The organism is Klebsiella sp. 18074, assembly GCF_902705905.1.
Classification (GTDB): domain Bacteria; phylum Pseudomonadota; class Gammaproteobacteria; order Enterobacterales; family Enterobacteriaceae; genus Klebsiella; species Klebsiella terrigena.
Genome location: NZ_CACSIS010000014.1, coordinates 131,707 through 145,538 on the forward strand (window position 1 = coordinate 131,707; position 13,832 = coordinate 145,538).

18 protein-coding genes are annotated in these 13,832 nt (G+C 54.5%); 8 read left to right on the forward strand and 10 right to left on the reverse strand.

Annotated elements, in window-relative coordinates:
* Positions 1 to 90 precede the first annotated feature (90 nt).
* The 4 genes from GVK32_RS28935 (at position 91) to GVK32_RS15670 (ending at position 3,368) form a co-directional block, all read left to right on the forward strand.
* Complete coding sequence (locus GVK32_RS28935; RefSeq protein WP_200842892.1) at positions 91 to 1,869, forward strand: hypothetical protein; 1,779 nt, start codon at positions 91 to 93, stop codon at positions 1,867 to 1,869.
* A gap of 2 nt (positions 1,870 to 1,871) precedes the next feature.
* Positions 1,872 to 2,711, forward strand: coding sequence for a hypothetical protein (locus GVK32_RS15660; protein ID WP_159869501.1), 840 nt, complete (start codon positions 1,872 to 1,874; stop codon positions 2,709 to 2,711).
* A gap of 107 nt (positions 2,712 to 2,818) precedes the next feature.
* Positions 2,819 to 3,058 (forward strand): DNA polymerase V, encoded by a 240-nt coding sequence (locus GVK32_RS15665; protein WP_159869504.1) that lies wholly within the window; start codon positions 2,819 to 2,821, stop codon positions 3,056 to 3,058.
* A gap of 1 nt (position 3,059) precedes the next feature.
* The gene (locus tag GVK32_RS15670) at positions 3,060 to 3,368 is read left to right on the forward strand and encodes a hypothetical protein (RefSeq protein WP_159869507.1); all 309 of its coding nucleotides are present in this window, start codon (positions 3,060 to 3,062) and stop codon (positions 3,366 to 3,368) included.
* An 89-nt stretch (positions 3,369 to 3,457) separates the two neighbouring features.
* Here the strand turns inward: GVK32_RS15670 and GVK32_RS15675 are convergent, their stop codons facing one another.
* From GVK32_RS15675 to GVK32_RS15680, 3 genes are all read right to left on the reverse strand, one after another.
* Positions 3,458 to 3,706, reverse strand: a complete 249-nt coding sequence (locus GVK32_RS15675) for a DinI-like family protein (RefSeq protein WP_159869510.1) — start codon at positions 3,704 to 3,706, stop codon at positions 3,458 to 3,460.
* Positions 3,707 to 4,498: 792 nt separating this feature from the next.
* Positions 4,499 to 4,594 (reverse strand): YnaM/YnfT family protein, encoded by a 96-nt coding sequence (locus GVK32_RS29540; protein WP_353853576.1) that lies wholly within the window; start codon positions 4,592 to 4,594, stop codon positions 4,499 to 4,501.
* A 278-nt stretch (positions 4,595 to 4,872) separates the two neighbouring features.
* On the reverse strand, positions 4,873 to 4,998 hold the full coding sequence (locus GVK32_RS15680) for a small membrane protein (RefSeq protein ID WP_370461149.1): 126 nt from the start codon (positions 4,996 to 4,998) through the stop codon (positions 4,873 to 4,875).
* A gap of 359 nt (positions 4,999 to 5,357) precedes the next feature.
* On the opposite strand from GVK32_RS15680, the gene GVK32_RS15685 reads away from it, so the two are divergent.
* Positions 5,358 to 5,801 (forward strand): hypothetical protein, encoded by a 444-nt coding sequence (locus GVK32_RS15685; RefSeq protein WP_159883115.1) that lies wholly within the window; start codon positions 5,358 to 5,360, stop codon positions 5,799 to 5,801.
* Positions 5,802 to 5,891: 90 nt separating this feature from the next.
* On the opposite strand, the gene GVK32_RS15690 is transcribed toward GVK32_RS15685, so the two are convergent.
* Positions 5,892 to 6,137, reverse strand: coding sequence for a DinI family protein (locus tag GVK32_RS15690; protein ID WP_041145229.1), 246 nt, complete (start codon positions 6,135 to 6,137; stop codon positions 5,892 to 5,894).
* 156 nt (positions 6,138 to 6,293) lie between these two features.
* The gene (locus tag GVK32_RS15695) at positions 6,294 to 6,488 is read right to left on the reverse strand and encodes a hypothetical protein (RefSeq protein ID WP_159869513.1); all 195 of its coding nucleotides are present in this window, start codon (positions 6,486 to 6,488) and stop codon (positions 6,294 to 6,296) included.
* 276 nt (positions 6,489 to 6,764) lie between these two features.
* Here GVK32_RS15695 and umuD point away from each other — a divergent pair, with 276 nt between their 5' ends.
* Together umuD and umuC are read left to right on the forward strand one after the other, a co-directional pair.
* Positions 6,765 to 7,202 (forward strand): translesion error-prone DNA polymerase V autoproteolytic subunit, encoded by a 438-nt coding sequence (gene umuD, locus GVK32_RS15700; protein WP_133597873.1) that lies wholly within the window; start codon positions 6,765 to 6,767, stop codon positions 7,200 to 7,202.
* Complete coding sequence (gene umuC / locus GVK32_RS15705; protein WP_159869516.1) at positions 7,186 to 8,448, forward strand: translesion error-prone DNA polymerase V subunit UmuC; 1,263 nt, start codon at positions 7,186 to 7,188, stop codon at positions 8,446 to 8,448. The genes umuD and umuC overlap by 17 nt, the downstream gene beginning before the upstream one ends.
* Here umuC and GVK32_RS28940 read toward each other — a convergent pair.
* Genes GVK32_RS28940 through GVK32_RS15720 form a run of 4 tightly spaced genes read right to left on the reverse strand, consistent with a single transcriptional unit; the run spans position 8,421 to position 11,857 of the window.
* Positions 8,421 to 8,741, reverse strand: a complete 321-nt coding sequence (locus GVK32_RS28940) for a hypothetical protein (RefSeq protein ID WP_200842893.1) — start codon at positions 8,739 to 8,741, stop codon at positions 8,421 to 8,423. The genes umuC and GVK32_RS28940 overlap by 28 nt on opposite strands.
* A gap of 22 nt (positions 8,742 to 8,763) precedes the next feature.
* Positions 8,764 to 10,035: a bifunctional 3-(3-hydroxy-phenyl)propionate/3-hydroxycinnamic acid hydroxylase gene (locus GVK32_RS15710; protein ID WP_200842894.1), complete on the reverse strand. Its 1,272-nt coding sequence runs from the start codon at positions 10,033 to 10,035 to the stop codon at positions 8,764 to 8,766.
* A 43-nt stretch (positions 10,036 to 10,078) separates the two neighbouring features.
* Complete coding sequence (locus GVK32_RS15715; RefSeq protein WP_159869519.1) at positions 10,079 to 10,981, reverse strand: VOC family protein; 903 nt, start codon at positions 10,979 to 10,981, stop codon at positions 10,079 to 10,081.
* Between the two features lie 42 nt (positions 10,982 to 11,023).
* Positions 11,024 to 11,857, reverse strand: a complete 834-nt coding sequence (locus tag GVK32_RS15720) for a fumarylacetoacetate hydrolase family protein (protein ID WP_159869522.1) — start codon at positions 11,855 to 11,857, stop codon at positions 11,024 to 11,026.
* Positions 11,858 to 12,030: 173 nt separating this feature from the next.
* Here GVK32_RS15720 and GVK32_RS15725 point away from each other — a divergent pair, with 173 nt between their 5' ends.
* Complete coding sequence (locus GVK32_RS15725) at positions 12,031 to 12,696, forward strand: GntR family transcriptional regulator (protein WP_200842895.1); 666 nt, start codon at positions 12,031 to 12,033, stop codon at positions 12,694 to 12,696.
* A gap of 52 nt (positions 12,697 to 12,748) precedes the next feature.
* On the opposite strand, the gene GVK32_RS15730 is transcribed toward GVK32_RS15725, so the two are convergent.
* Positions 12,749 to 13,831 carry an oxidoreductase gene (locus GVK32_RS15730; RefSeq protein WP_159869525.1) on the reverse strand — a complete coding sequence of 361 codons (1,083 nt, stop codon included), beginning with the start codon at positions 13,829 to 13,831 and terminating at the stop codon, positions 12,749 to 12,751.
* Position 13,832 lies beyond the last annotated feature (1 nt).

The following is a 13,832-nucleotide window of genomic DNA, read 5'->3' on the forward strand; positions in this document are numbered from 1 at the left end:
GTATTTTAAATTTAGATTGTCAGTCTTTTTCTGAAAATAATTTATCTTTTCTGGTGATAAGCACATCCAAAGAAAAGTGAGGACAACTTAATGCCTGAATTAACACCCCCCCTTGGCACTGCTGGAATTAAAGTTTTAAAAGAAAACGTAGAAAATTTAGATATCGCTTTAAATACCGACAGTGAAAGTTGGCTTGATCGAGGAAAACGAGTAAACGTTTCGTGGAAGGGAATTTTAAATAAGAATGCCGAGGCTCTCAAAGTAACTCAGGATAGCATCACCATTCTCGGCCTTCCATTTACTACTTTACCAGAAGCCCAGGCTGCGGCAGATGACGGAAAAATTCCTGTTGGTGCGGTAACATGGGTACGAAATGCTGGTGATGCTTCGCTGGCGGACGAGTACATCAACAACAGTGGTACGCTTGAGGCTACCGGGCGCAGTATGGTGTCCAAAGCCTACATAGACGTCAGATTGCCTTCCTCAAGCCGGAGTCGTCTTTATGCCGGGGTTTTTGGTGCTGACGGCACGATTTGCATCGGCGGCCGCAAGTCCGACGGGAAAACAGAAATTTCTGACGGCACTGTTTTAGAGGACGTTATCGGTACGCTGCGTGTTTACACTGACATTACTACGGCAATGTCGAAAACGGCACTGGATATGTGCTTCGTCTATGTTGACGCCAATAATGATGCAGCGCTTTACGCCAACGTCAATAATGCACCTGTTCCGGTATTTTCCATCATCACGGAAAATCAGATTACGAATAAATTTCAACGCTCAGGGTATATCGCCGGCGCCGCCGGGAAAAATGACGAGATGCTGTACGGCAGTCAAAAATCTGACGGGGCGTTTGTTACCTATCTCAGCGGGAATATTGACGAGAAAATTAAGTGGCTGGAGGAGAATTCCGGCAGCGTTACGCATGCGGTTATTGCTCACGCACATGGTAACAGCAAAACGGCCGGCACCGGCGGCACACCATATCCAACGCAATTAGCAGAACTCATTGGAAATGGGTTTACTGCTGTGAATTATGGAATCGGTGGGCAGAGGTCTGGTCAAATCGCTATGCGGATGGGGGCTATACCGACGTATATCACGGTCACCGGCAATGCGATACCGGCAGCAAACAGCGCCGTTACCATCGCGCAGTTTAACGGCGCCAGCGCAACGGCCGCACCGGCATACCCGAGCCAGGACCGCCGCATCCTCAGCACCAACTCGGACAATACAACGCGCACCCTGGAAGGTTGGATTTGTGGTGTGAAATGTCGCATCACCCGCACAGCCAGCGGCGCCAACGACAATACCAAAACGGAGGCGTACACGCTGACGGCGCTGGAGGGTGCCGGCGTGCGTTGTCTGCCTGGGTCGCTGTTCGTGCCTGATTACGCTATGCAGGATTATTCAGACGTTGAAGCGTGGATTGATGCCGGTATTAACGATTTTCGCTCCGGAGCGACGACATCTGCCGATTACGATGATGACGTGGCAAGTATAAAATCTAACGTTGACGCTATGGTGACGTTTGCCGAGAAATCCGGCCGAAACATCCTTCTGTTTGGTTTAACTGCTGATAATTATGCCGTCGAATATTATGGCGGCATTCGCTATCCGCGCATTTTAGAACTCAACTACTACTGGTCACAAAAATACCCCGATTATTATGTCCGGGGTAATAACGGCCTGGACCTGCGCGAAACACTGGTTGCAGATTACAACCCTGCTATAGCACAGGATGTAACTGATTACGGTAACGATATAACGCCATCATCGCTGCGCAGCGATAACCGTCATCCCAACACAGCCGGCTATGGTGTTTATGCAGCCCTGAGCTATCAATTCAGAACAAAACGAGGCTATTGATAATGGCGATATTTCTACAATCCGATGAATCGCCCCTGGCTGGCGGCGGGAACTATTTTGAAAACGATGAAATTATCATGCGTCCCGCCACGCTGGGCCTGCTGGATTTCAGCAATGATGTTTGTTATTCCGGCGGCACACCAATCCCGGCCTACGCGAACCTGCTGAACCTGGTGTATGGCGGGACCAATGCCACAAACGGTCCGAATGTCCGCGTACTGGAAACCGGTATGCTGAAGTTCGACGGCACCGAACCAAACATCAACGATTATGTGCTTCTGCCAACGGCTGAGTTTTCGTTACCTGCCGGATGCAAACGCGCCCTGGCGAGCGTGGCGATAAAACTGCCTGCATCTGGATATGGCACGCCAGCTGCTAACCGGTACCCTATGTTTTTTGGCCGCCTTAATAATACCGCTGCTGCCAGTATCAATTTTGGTATCTGGGGGATTGTCAGCACTGCCGGCGTTCTGACATCCGTACAGGGCGCACTGATGGGGTCAGTACCGGTATCGGCCACGGCCCAGCTTGCAACACTGACAGATGGGAATGTGCATGTGGTGTCCGTATACGCTGACGGGGAAACCACAGCGGGAACACTTGTTACGCGCATTTATGTTGATAACACGCTGGTAGCGACAGCGACTAACAGCGCGTGGGATGGGGTTGTGCCAGTGCCCACCAACCTGCCGCGTATTGGCAGTTATCCGGCGACCATTCACAGTCCGTGGGGTGGTCAGATGGTTGGCCGCCCGATGCTGGTAAATCTCACAGGGAAAACAACTGTTGCGACTGATTTGATTGCCCAGGCGGTAACGTTAGCCAACGAGTACCTCGTTTAATCAAAGCACTGCGCCTGTCATGAAAATTGATAGGCGCAACCTCTCTTGATCTGAAGTTTCGATAAAACTACTGTATATAAAAACAGTATCATTCAGGAGTTCAGATCATGCCACGTCTTTACGAAATCGAAATAGCCTGCCGAGCGGCGATAGTCATCGAGCCCAACGGCAGGCGCACCATCACTACCAGACGGTTTCTGCAAGAACTGGAGAAGGTAAACTGGCACTGGTCGCCACGGCAGGCGAACCAGTGGATCGAGGGCTACGTGACGACATTCAAAGACGTCTCAACGCAAGAGGGGGACGATAGGATGTTCCAGCTCTACAACCCGAACGGAGGGCTGTGATATGGGCTTTCCGTCGCCAGCAGCCGATTACATCGAGGATACACTCACCGTTACGAAACTGTGCCGCGTGGATGGCAACTCGAAGATTATCAAAACTGATTCCGGTTATGCGGTGCTGGATATGTCGCTGAGACCACAGCAGGGCGATATCGTCTTGATCCGATACGACAGCATGACAGATTTTGGCCGACTGCAGGGGCAATCGTTCATTACCCGTGATGGAGAGGCGATCGAGGGGGATGGGGTAGAGGTTTACGGCGTCGTCACGTTCACCGTTAACGATCTGCGTCGGGATGACTGTCCGGTGTGATTCCCCACTCAGCAACCGTATGCAATAGCTGCCGGGCGAGGATGGCTGCGGGTGTTCATGCCAGCAATCGGCGCCAGTTTACACGTCAATTAACGGACGAACCAGTCGTCAGCGGTCTCCCAGGCATCTTTAAGAGTTGTCTCGACAAATTCCTTTGCAGCATCTTTATCGGTCGCCCACAGTACGCTCAGGCCGTCATTACTGGCCGTCTTAACGACCACCTCGACATCATCGTAATGTTTGCTGATCCGCCGGGTCATTTCTTCCTTGAGAGCCTCCATTGACCCCCGCGGCATTTTTCCGGCTTTCTCTTTGGCAATGCTGATTTCTACACGCATGATAATCACCTTTTACACTGGTTGGATATACAGTATTGAGCAAGGAGTGATTACTAGTCAAATGGATTGTTTAGGAGTGTGAGTACATAATTAAGTACATTTTTTAGGTTTGTTTTAATTAATTTACTTAAAAATTATCATGATATGTTTGCATTCAAGTAATCTTCGGCGTAGTCGCCCACCAGCATCAGAATCTTCTTGCTCACCATCATCACTCCTGTACGCATAAAGGTGTCTAAGATATAGCCTGGTGGAAGAGGGAATGCGAACCGTCAATCTCCGCCCTGGGAGCTTCATTCCATCCGGCGGCGGCGGATTTCTGACCTGTTGCTTGCGGATGCGACATTCCGCCATTTATTTGCCATACAATTGTAACGAAAACGATTGCTTACTGGTTTTATATGGTTATTAATGTTATCCATAACATTAAATGATAGATAAAGGGACGTTGTGAACGTTGCTGAAACGGGTGCCACTCTGTTATGGCTTGTCGGTGTTATCGTGGTTATTTTTGCCATCGACCTTAAATTTAAGCGTAAGTATCGGCGTAAGCGAACGAAGGAGTAGCTTTTCTCCTCGGCCAGCGCGTCAGCGGCTCCGGGTGACGGATCGGGGAGTGGTTACGGCAGCGGAAGGGAGAGTCGGGCACCCGCAGCGGTAAAGCGCTTCTGCAAAGGAGAGGGTTCTGCAAAAAGAAGAGGGCGGCGCTGCGGAAAAACGATAATCGCTGACGTGCGGTATGTAGGATCAGCGACAGGGAGTCCGGAGATTCGACGATGGCCCGAAGAGCAATCAGAACTCGTCGGGGTTATTGGATACAGCGATTCCAACTTTTGCCAGACTCAATACGAACAGACTAAGCACGGCAAGCGTTGTTACAACAATCATAAGTGTGGTCACAGCAGTCTCGATAGTTTTATACAGACAGTAATCAGACTGCGTACCTGAGCAATAGTTCCGCAAATAAACAGAACCCGTTCGGGATGCGATGGCCTGACGTGATGCAACAATAATATTTCTCGTTTCCCGAAGTCTGGCCTCAGTGTAATAATTCAGGCTATTTAAGCTATTTCAAAGAGGTACAGTGAAGAGTGGGCCCTGCGCTCGCCCGGCTGCGTAGGTTAAAGGGACTCAACGCGTGCTCGTCCCCCCTAACGTTGTTGCCGCTAGCGTCTTTTTTTGAAGGTAAACTTTTGTTTCTTGCGATCTCTTATATACGAAATAAGAGAAAAAACAGCGACCAGGAGCAGTGCGACCGCCAGTGCTAAAAAGAGTAAATTCGCCATACGCATTTATTCCCCGAGAAATTTATGGATATTCTTGCTTTTATGCGAAGAAATTTACTCTCGCCTTAAGAAAAATCCTAATGAAATATTTTTCATAGTTGTCAAAAAAGCTTTTTTAATGATGTTTATGAATTGATTCTGGGTTTTAATATCGATATTTACGCGGATTTGTAGCATAATATTTCAATTAATCGCCGCTATTTTGCTTAAAGATGCTAGAGGGGATTTGGGTTGTTCGGGCCGAAAGAGAGCATCATCCGTACCGTTTTTATAAACTAACTGACTGAAAAAATTTAGAAACATGGACCCACCCTCGGACGAAAATCGCCGCGGAGGGAATGCGTAGGGAATGCGTAGGGAAAAGGATGCCGCCGATCGGTGACGCCTGCGCTACCTGCCGGCCGTTGCCAGAATATTTTGCGGCAAACTTGCCTGAAAAAAGACAATGGGCACGACGGGAGTCATTCCTCAGCCGCCATGGTCAGGATAATCTGCAGTGGGTTTCATTTTATTCAACGCCTGCGCTACCTGCCGGCCGTTGCCAGAATATTTTGCGGCAAACTTGCCTGAAAAAAGACAATGGGCACGACGGGAGTCATTCCTCAGCCGCCATGGTCAGGATAATCTGCAGTGGGTTTCATTTTATTCAGGTTGTGAATATAACATTACGTAATATTCAGGGAGTCAGTTTGTGTCTGGTGTTCATCGCGCAGCTTGTTTCCCTGGCCGCGGATAAATTTAAGTCTGGTGAACAGGAGAGCGTATTTAAACGGCCGGCGGGCTGCGCCGGTGGCTGGGGAAAATATTAGCAGGGCAAATTGATATCCAGGGAGCAGTATTGGGTAATGCTAACGCCGGTCCCTGAAAAAACGCTGTTGATATCAACGCGGCGGCCTGGCTTATTCGTCTGCGGTCATCCACATATCCGCTTCTTCAAACATCTCCTGAACGGCACGGCTGATCTGCTCCTTTTCATGCTTGCTGGCATCCGTATTGATTGCGGGCAGCGTCATCATCGGCTTAACGCGAACGTCAGCCTCAGGAAAAATGCGGTGAATACGTTTGGTGAGTTCAGCCATAATGGTCTCTCTGGCCCCGGCTAACCCTTCAAAATTTCTTTTGTCATAAACCAGTTCTACAAACATGCTTTGGCTCCTGTAACGGTAGGCAGTAGTTATACTGTTTTTTTGTACAGTGTCAAGGCGAGAGGAAGAACAGCGCGCGTTTCCGCCTCGCCAGCCGGCCAGCACAGGGCATGTACGTAATAAGTGGTGGTCGGTTATTCAGCTACTGAACAACCGTTAATCGACGTTGTTAAAATAGTCTCGCGCAACCGCCTCGACGTTCTTCGCGTCAACTCCCGTTTTTTCAGTAATCAACTCGATGAACTGCCTGAACTTGTCGGTCATTACGTTGCCGCCATCCCAGTGGGCAACGTAGAAACGGCACTGATAGCGATAAAAGTGGAGGGTGGTATCTCCTAACGTGTAGTACATAAGAATCTCCCGTTCAGTATGTTGGACGAATCGCCATAGTTTGTAGTTATGGTACCTCACCATAACGCGCTGATTGCAGCATCTATCCTGCTACGAATCGCGTGAGATTGCCAGAGACGCGTTATTTTTAGCGCCGCCGGGCGCGGCGAGCCGCAGCATCCGCCTAAATAGTGCCGAACTTCAAGGCCTTCGTGATAACCGAGCATAAGCGGCTTGATTAACCCGGATGATTTATTAATACTGTATATAAACACAGTTATTATGTCAGGTGAGTTTATGTTGACGTTCTACAAGCCGGTTGAGCTGTCGCCACGGTTTTTGGTGCCGCTGTTTCGCGATCTTGTTCCCTGCGGATTTCCCAGCCCGGCCCAGGACTATGTCGAAGATACCCTTGATTTGAATAAGCTGGCCATCAGGCACCCAAACGCGACCTACTTTGTCAGGGTGAGCGGTGATTCAATGACGGGGGCCGGGATTGATGATGGCGACCTGTTGGTGGTTGACCGCTCGCTGACCGCGGAGCATGGCGATATTGTGATTGCTGCCGTAGCCGGCGAGTTTACCGTCAAGGAGCTGCAAACCCGGCCTGTCCTTCAGCTCATACCGCGTAACCTCAGCTATTCCCCCGTTGTCTGCCAGCCGGGGGAGGAGCTGCAAATATTCGGCGTGGTCACCTTCAGCTTAAAATCACACCGACATGTTCGCGCTTGTTGATGTCAACAGCTTCTACGCCTCCTGCGAAACCGTTTTCCGGCCAGACCTGCAGGGAAAAGCGGTGGTGGTGGTGTCAAATAACGATGGCTGTATTATTTCACGCTCGGCGCAGGCAAAGGCGCTGGGTATCCCCATGGCGGCGCCTTATTTCAAAATTAAAGACGATCTGCAGCGTTTGCAGGTGGCCGTTTTTAGCTCGAACTATGCGCTCTATGCCGATCTTAGCCACCGGGTAATGATGACGCTAACGGAGATGGCGCCGGCGATTGAAATCTACTCCATCGATGAGGCCTTCGTTAATTTAGCCGGTGTCTCCAGCTATATGCCGCTTGAGACCTTCGGCCAGCAAATGCGCGATCGGGTCCTGAAGCATACCGGACTCACGGTTGGGGTTGGCATCGCGCCGACTAAAACGCTCGCCAAGCTGGCGAATTTCGCCGCTAAAACGTGGAGCAAAACCGGCGGCGTGGTCGAATTATCGAACCGCGATCGCCAGCGTAAGCTGCTCGCTCTGGTGCCGGTGCATGAAGTTTGGGGCGTGGGCCGTCGGATCGCAAAAAAGCTGGAGCTGATGGGCATCGAAAACGCGCTGCAGCTTGCCGACAGTTCTACCTGGGTGATGCGTAAGCACTTTAACGTCGTGCTGGAGCGTACGGTGCGCGAGCTGCGGGGGGAATCCTGCCTGCAGACGGATGAGTTTGCGCCGACCAAACAGCAGATTATCTGCAGCCGTTCATTTGGCCACCGCATTACCCAATATAGCGATATGCATCAGGCGGTTTGCGCCTATGCTGAACGCGCGGCGGAAAAGCTCAGGGCTGAGAAGCAGTACTGCCGCGCGGTTAGCGTCTTTATGCGAACCAGCCCGCACGCCGGAAATGAAGCCTTCTACGCTCCCCAGGCCAGCGGTCGGCTGGCAACGCCCTCCGACGATACCCGGGACATTATTCGCGTCGCTATCCACGCGCTGGACAGAGTGTGGAAGGACGGCTTTCGCTATATGAAAGCCGGCATCATGCTGGGTGATTTCTTCAGTCAGGGCGTGGCGCAGCTCAATCTGTTTGATGAGTATCAGCCGCGGGCGAACAGCGCCGCGCTGATGCAGGTGGTGGATAGCCTGAATCGCTCGGGCCGCGGCAGCGTGTGGTTCGCCGGGCAGGGCATTCAAAAAAGCTGGGCGATGAAGCGTGAGATGCTATCGCCCGGCTATACGACCCGCTACGCCGATTTGCCCATCGTCAAATAGGCCGCCTGGGCATTCACTTCGCTACCAAGGAGCTGCTGCTGCAGCGCGCTGAGCAGCCCGGCAATATTTTCCGCGGATGACTCGGCGCCGTAAATATAGAAGTCCGGGCGCATTAATACGGCGTTAACCTGATGACGGCGCATAAACTCCCGGTATTTACCGGAGACATCCTCCCAGTACCCGGGTGAATTTGCGCTATCGGCAATCACTATCACCTCGCCGCCGATCTGCGCCATCGCGCGGTGGGCGAAATCGAGCAGCGTGCGCGTCGCCACGGCTTCGCTGAGAATCAAATGAAACCCTCGCCCCATCGCATCATCGAAGCGCCGAGTCTGGCCTCCGCGCCGCAGCGAGCCGTGGACAAAAAGCTCGCCGCTGAGTAACGAAGAGGGGGGTGGCTGCAGGTAAATCAGCCCTCCTTTTAGCCCCGGGAAAGGCGGGAGAGGGGGAACATCCCCGCGAAGATAGGGCCCTGTCGCGGGTCTCTGCCTGCCCCGCGTCTGAGACGCAGACTACGCGCCCCATCGCGATAGAGGCCTCGATCACCGCCTGAATCTGCGGCCTGCGCTCGATCGTATAATCATCCAGCAGCTCATCGGAACAGACGCCCCGCAGTACGCGATCTAGGCGCCAGCTTAAATTCCAGACGTCGCGCAGGCCGGAGCACATGCCCTGGCCCATAAACGGCGGCATCAGGTGCGCGGCGTCGCCGGCCAGCAGGACCCGGCCCTGCCGCCACGTTTCGGCAATACGTGAACGGAACTGATACATCGCGTGGCGCACCAGATCCACGCTCTCCGGCGTGGCCCACGGCTGCAGCAGCTGCCAGACCTTGTCCGTTGACTGCAGCTCGTGCAGCGCCTCGTGCGGCAGGCGCATAAACTCCCAGCGGCGGCAGCCGGGACCTCCCGGCACCATGGTCGTCGGCCGCTGCGGATTGCACCACTGGGCCGCCTCCGGGACGTCCAGCGTCACGCCCGGGCGCGGCTTGACGTCAACCACCAGCCAGTCTTCAGCAAAACCTAAATCCAGCCATTCAATGCCGCAGGCCTGACGGATGATGCTGTTCGCCCCATCGGCGCCGATAATATAGCGGGCCTGCACGCGCTGGCACGCCGCATCCGGGTTATCGCGATCCGCGGTGTGTACCATCAGCAGCTCGCCGGACTCGGGATGCTGCTTTAACTGCTTCACTTCCCAGCCATGCTGCACGTGCACGTTGCCTAACGTCTTCACGTGCTTATCAAAAATGGCCTCCAGCTCCGGCTGATTGAAAAAATAGCCAAAGGGCCCGTCGCTGATCGATTCTGACGCCCAGTCAACTTCCACTAACATTTCCCAGCGGGCGTTGAACCACTGATAAAGAGAAGATGGGTGGGAAATGGCCGCCACGTCCTCTTCAAGATTCAGCATGCGCAGCATTCGACGGATCTCGTGATCGTGGAAAACGGCGCGCGGCAGAGGGTAGAGCGTCTCCCAGCGTTCAAAAACCGCCACCCGATAACCCTGCCGTCCCATAATGAGCGATAACAGTTGACCGACCGGCCCGTAGCCGACGATCGCAATATCGTACATAGTGTTATTCATAACGTTTGCCTGTATTTGTGACGGGAGCCGCCTGATGGCGGATTTACGCTTCGCTGTTATGGATAAAGTCGGGCGGGACATCAGGGCCCCATAGGTAGAGCGAGTTCTCCGGCAGAAAATCGCCCGCCGGCCAGCTGGCGTTGGCGCTGATAAAATCAATATCCGCCGAGTACTCAAAAAACGATCCCCACGGATCGCGGACGTAGTGGAAATAGTTTGAGCCGAGGCAGTGCCGGCCGGTTCCCCAGCCGGCCTTATAGCCGGCGGCGGCCATCTGGGATGCGCCGTTGCCGACATCATCAATGCTGTCTACTTCCCAGGCCGCATGGTGAAAGCCCTTGCCCGCGCTTTTGGCGAATGCCACCAGATGGTGATCGCAACCGTGGCGGGCGTGCATAAAGGCGATAATATCCTGCGAAAAATCGGACAGATTCAGCCCCAGCGCCTGCTGATAAAAGCGAATAGCGCTCGGCACGTCCGGCGAGAAAAGCAGCACGTGGGACAGCCGGTGCGGCCTGATTTTTTTGACCGCATCGCGGGTGACCGTGCCGCGCGTATCGGTTGACTTCGGCTGGAAAGGCACCACCCGGCGGGTATCCGGGATCGTCTTTTTGCCGGGCCTGACGTTCAGCCGGTTGCCGTCGGGATCGCTAAACCAGAAGCCGGCATCGTCAACAAACTCGGGTTCGCCGCCGCTGGCGCGCACCTGGCGGATCAGGGCGTCATAATCCTGCTCGAAGCATAAAAAGCTGATGTAGGCCAGCGACTTGCGTTCGGCCGGTAAAATTTTGGCCCAGGTATGCCCGTCGGCGGCGGCCAGCTGCTGGCCCTCCTCCGTGCTGCGGGTCGTCAGGCCAAAGTGGTCATAAAAAAACGCGGCTTCCTCTAATGAAGGGACAAACAGCGCAAAGTGATCGATGGAGTGAACACCACGTAGTTCCGTCATCATTCCTCCCGGTTGGTGTAGGGTACGTCGGGTAACGTTAGGTTATTTTTCTAAAACCACGGGATTGCACAGCGTGCCGACCTGCTCCACGCTCACCTCGACAACATCGCCCGCCTGCAAATAGCGCTTTGGATTCATCCCGAAACCGACGCCTGCCGGCGTGCCGGTAACAATCACATCCCCAGCCTCGAGGGTGATGGCCTGGCTCAGCGTGGCGATAAGCGTCGCGACGTCAAACAGCATGTCGCTGGTGTTGGCCGACTGCACGACCCGGCCGTTTACCCGCGTTTCCAGCTGCAGGCCGCGGGCGCCGGGAGGGAGTTCATCGGCGGTGACTAAATCGGGACCGAAGGCGCCGGTATCGTCAAAGTTTTTGCCAACCGTCCACTGCGGAGTCAGGAACTGATACTCCCGCACGGAAGCGTCGTTAAACAGCGCGTAGCCGGCGACGCACTCCAGCGCGTGCTGCGGGCTGATATAACGCCCGCCGCTTTTGAGGATCACCGCCAGTTCTCCCTCATAATCGAGGGTGTTGGAAAGCCGGGGCAGGACGATAGGCCGGTTATGCGCCAGCAGGCTGCTGTTAAAGCGCGGGAAGACCGTCGGATAATCCGGCTGAGCGTAGGGCGATTCGCTGGTGTGGTCGGCGTAGTTCAGGCCCACGCAGATAATTTTCCCTGGGCGAGTCAGCACCGGCAGGTAGCTATCTTCCTCTGGCACGACGGTTTCGCCCTGCGCCTCTTTGCCGTACTGGCTCAGGTCGACGCCGCGGCCGAGCAGGGATTCCAGCGGTTCTTCACCCAAGATTTTGACGCCTTCCGCGGTGCGCACGCCGAGAGTCGCCCGCTGCCGATGAGTAAAATACACGTAACGCATAGGTCATTTCCTGTAGTCGTGGTGAGTAGTTAGTTGCAGGCTAATGGCAATAAAATATATGATCAATAAAAAATATATATTTTTAAGGATTAAGTTCTATTGTGTGATCTGTATATAATTTTGCCATTCAGCGCGGCCTGCGGGCTGCCGTATCCCTATAGCGAGTCGATGAGATGAATGAAAAACGTACGATGGCGTCACGGCTGGAAGAGCGGGTGCGGCGGGATATCATCAACGGCAAGCTGAAGCCCGGGAGCAAAATGCGCCTGAAGGCGCTATCCGAGCACTATGACGCCGGGGTTATTCCGCTGCGTGAAGCGCTGTCGCGCCTGGCGACCACCGGGTTTGTTGCGGCTGTCGATCAGAAAGGTTTTAGCGTGCGCCGCGTTTCGGCTCCGGAGCTGCGCGATATCACCCTGACTCGCCTGCACATTGAATGCAAAGCCCTGGAACTCTCGATCCTTAATGCCGATATCGACTGGGAAAGCCGGCTGATTGCCGCCCATCACCGTATGGAACGCCACGACATGCGCGACCCGCAAAGCCAGCAGCTGGACCCGGCGTGGGAAGAGGCGCACGAGGCATTTCACTCGGCGCTGCTCGCCAACTGCGGCTCGCCGTGGCTGCTGCACTTTGTCGATACCCTCTGCGATCAGACGCTGCGCTACCGCGCGCTGGCGGTGGAGTCGCCGGTCAGCCAGGGGCGCGACGTGGCGCTGGAGCATCGCCAGCTGCTGCAGGCCGCGCTGGATCGCAATATCGCGCTGGCGACGTCGTTGCTTACCGCGCATTATGTGAAAACGATGGAGATCGTGCTGGAAAACGAAGCCCTGGGCTGAAGCCGGGGGAAGGGAATGACCTGCGAAGCCGCAGGCCATGTTTATACGAGGATTACTTCAGCGCGGCCAGCTCGTCGGCGGTGAGCGCTAACGTCTGCAGCGTGCCGGTTTCTGCGGAGAGAACGGCGGCCTCCAGCACGGCCATAACGGCGAGCGCCTGCAGCGGCTGCACCGGGTTTTCAATCTTGCCGGTGAGCGCATCGCGCACGTTGATGTAGTACTGACGCTGATCGCCCTGCGGCGCGCCCACTTCCAGAACCTGCGATTGCGCGTCAAAAATGCTCAGGCTATCGTCATCCTGGCCCCAGCCTGCACTGCCGGGAATGACGCCCGCCAGCAGCTGGCTCTCCTGCTGGTCGGCTTTCTGTTTGACCGCGCTGCCCTGGTCACCGTGAACGGTAAAGCGCGCGCTGCCGCCGGCGACCAGCATGCTGCAGTGCAAAATGACCTTATGCTGAGGGTAATTTAAGACCACGTGCGCCCAGTCATTGATCTCCGCGCCCTGGCGCAGGGTGGCGATATTGCCCTGCACCGACTGCGGCAGGCCAAACAGCTGCAGGGCCTGATCGATCAGGTGAGGGCCTAAATCAAACCACAGGCCGCTTCCCGGCACGTTCTGCTCTCTCCAGCGCACGCGAACTTCCGGGCGGAAGCGGTCGAAATGCGACTCGAAGTGCTTCACGTTGCCGATAAGCCCCTGCTCGATAACCTGCTTGATCCCGAGGAAGTCGCTGTCCCAGCGACGGTTGTGGAATACCGAGAGCAGCAGCTGCTTCTCCTGCGCCAGGGCGATAAGTTCGCGAGCTTCCGGCATATCGAGGGTAAAAGGTTTATCAACCACCACATGCTTGCCGGCGTTTAGCGCCAGTTTGGCGAGCGGGGCGTGCGTGGCGTTAGGGGAGGCGATCACCACGAGATCGATATCCGGATGCCGGATCGCCTCTTCGGGTGAGGCGATGACGGTAACATCGGGGATGTCACGCTTAACCTTCTCCTCATCGCGCGATGCGACGACGGCCAGCTTCAGGCCGTCAATCGAGCGGATCAGCGGCGCATGGAAGGTTTTGCCCACGAACCCATAACCGATCAGCGCAATATTAATGTTCTTACCGTCACCGGCGATAACTTTGTTCATT

Bases quoted from the DNA above. Each gene is read 5' to 3' on its own strand.
- GVK32_RS28935 (WP_200842892.1), top strand. From the start codon at position 91: ATGCCTGAATTAACACCCCCCCTTGGCACTGCTGGAATTAAAGTTTTA.
- GVK32_RS15660 (WP_159869501.1), top strand. From the start codon at position 1,872: ATGGCGATATTTCTACAATCCGATGAATCGCCCCTGGCTGGCGGCGGG.
- GVK32_RS15665 (WP_159869504.1), top strand. From the start codon at position 2,819: ATGCCACGTCTTTACGAAATCGAAATAGCCTGCCGAGCGGCGATAGTC.
- GVK32_RS15670 (WP_159869507.1), top strand. From the start codon at position 3,060: ATGGGCTTTCCGTCGCCAGCAGCCGATTACATCGAGGATACACTCACC.
- GVK32_RS15675 (WP_159869510.1), bottom strand. From the start codon at position 3,706: ATGCGTGTAGAAATCAGCATTGCCAAAGAGAAAGCCGGAAAAATGCCG.
- GVK32_RS29540 (WP_353853576.1), bottom strand. From the start codon at position 4,594: ATGATTGTTGTAACAACGCTTGCCGTGCTTAGTCTGTTCGTATTGAGT.
- GVK32_RS15680 (WP_370461149.1), bottom strand. From the start codon at position 4,998: ATGCGTATGGCGAATTTACTCTTTTTAGCACTGGCGGTCGCACTGCTC.
- GVK32_RS15685 (WP_159883115.1), top strand. From the start codon at position 5,358: ATGCCGCCGATCGGTGACGCCTGCGCTACCTGCCGGCCGTTGCCAGAA.
- GVK32_RS15690 (WP_041145229.1), bottom strand. From the start codon at position 6,137: ATGTTTGTAGAACTGGTTTATGACAAAAGAAATTTTGAAGGGTTAGCC.
- GVK32_RS15695 (WP_159869513.1), bottom strand. From the start codon at position 6,488: ATGTACTACACGTTAGGAGATACCACCCTCCACTTTTATCGCTATCAG.
- umuD (WP_133597873.1), top strand. From the start codon at position 6,765: ATGTTGACGTTCTACAAGCCGGTTGAGCTGTCGCCACGGTTTTTGGTG.
- umuC (WP_159869516.1), top strand. From the start codon at position 7,186: ATGTTCGCGCTTGTTGATGTCAACAGCTTCTACGCCTCCTGCGAAACC.
- GVK32_RS15710 (WP_200842894.1), bottom strand. From the start codon at position 10,035: ATGAATAACACTATGTACGATATTGCGATCGTCGGCTACGGGCCGGTC.
- GVK32_RS15715 (WP_159869519.1), bottom strand. From the start codon at position 10,981: ATGACGGAACTACGTGGTGTTCACTCCATCGATCACTTTGCGCTGTTT.
- GVK32_RS15720 (WP_159869522.1), bottom strand. From the start codon at position 11,857: ATGCGTTACGTGTATTTTACTCATCGGCAGCGGGCGACTCTCGGCGTG.
- GVK32_RS15725 (WP_200842895.1), top strand. From the start codon at position 12,031: ATGAATGAAAAACGTACGATGGCGTCACGGCTGGAAGAGCGGGTGCGG.
- GVK32_RS15730 (WP_159869525.1), bottom strand. From the start codon at position 13,831: ATGAACAAAGTTATCGCCGGTGACGGTAAGAACATTAATATTGCGCTG.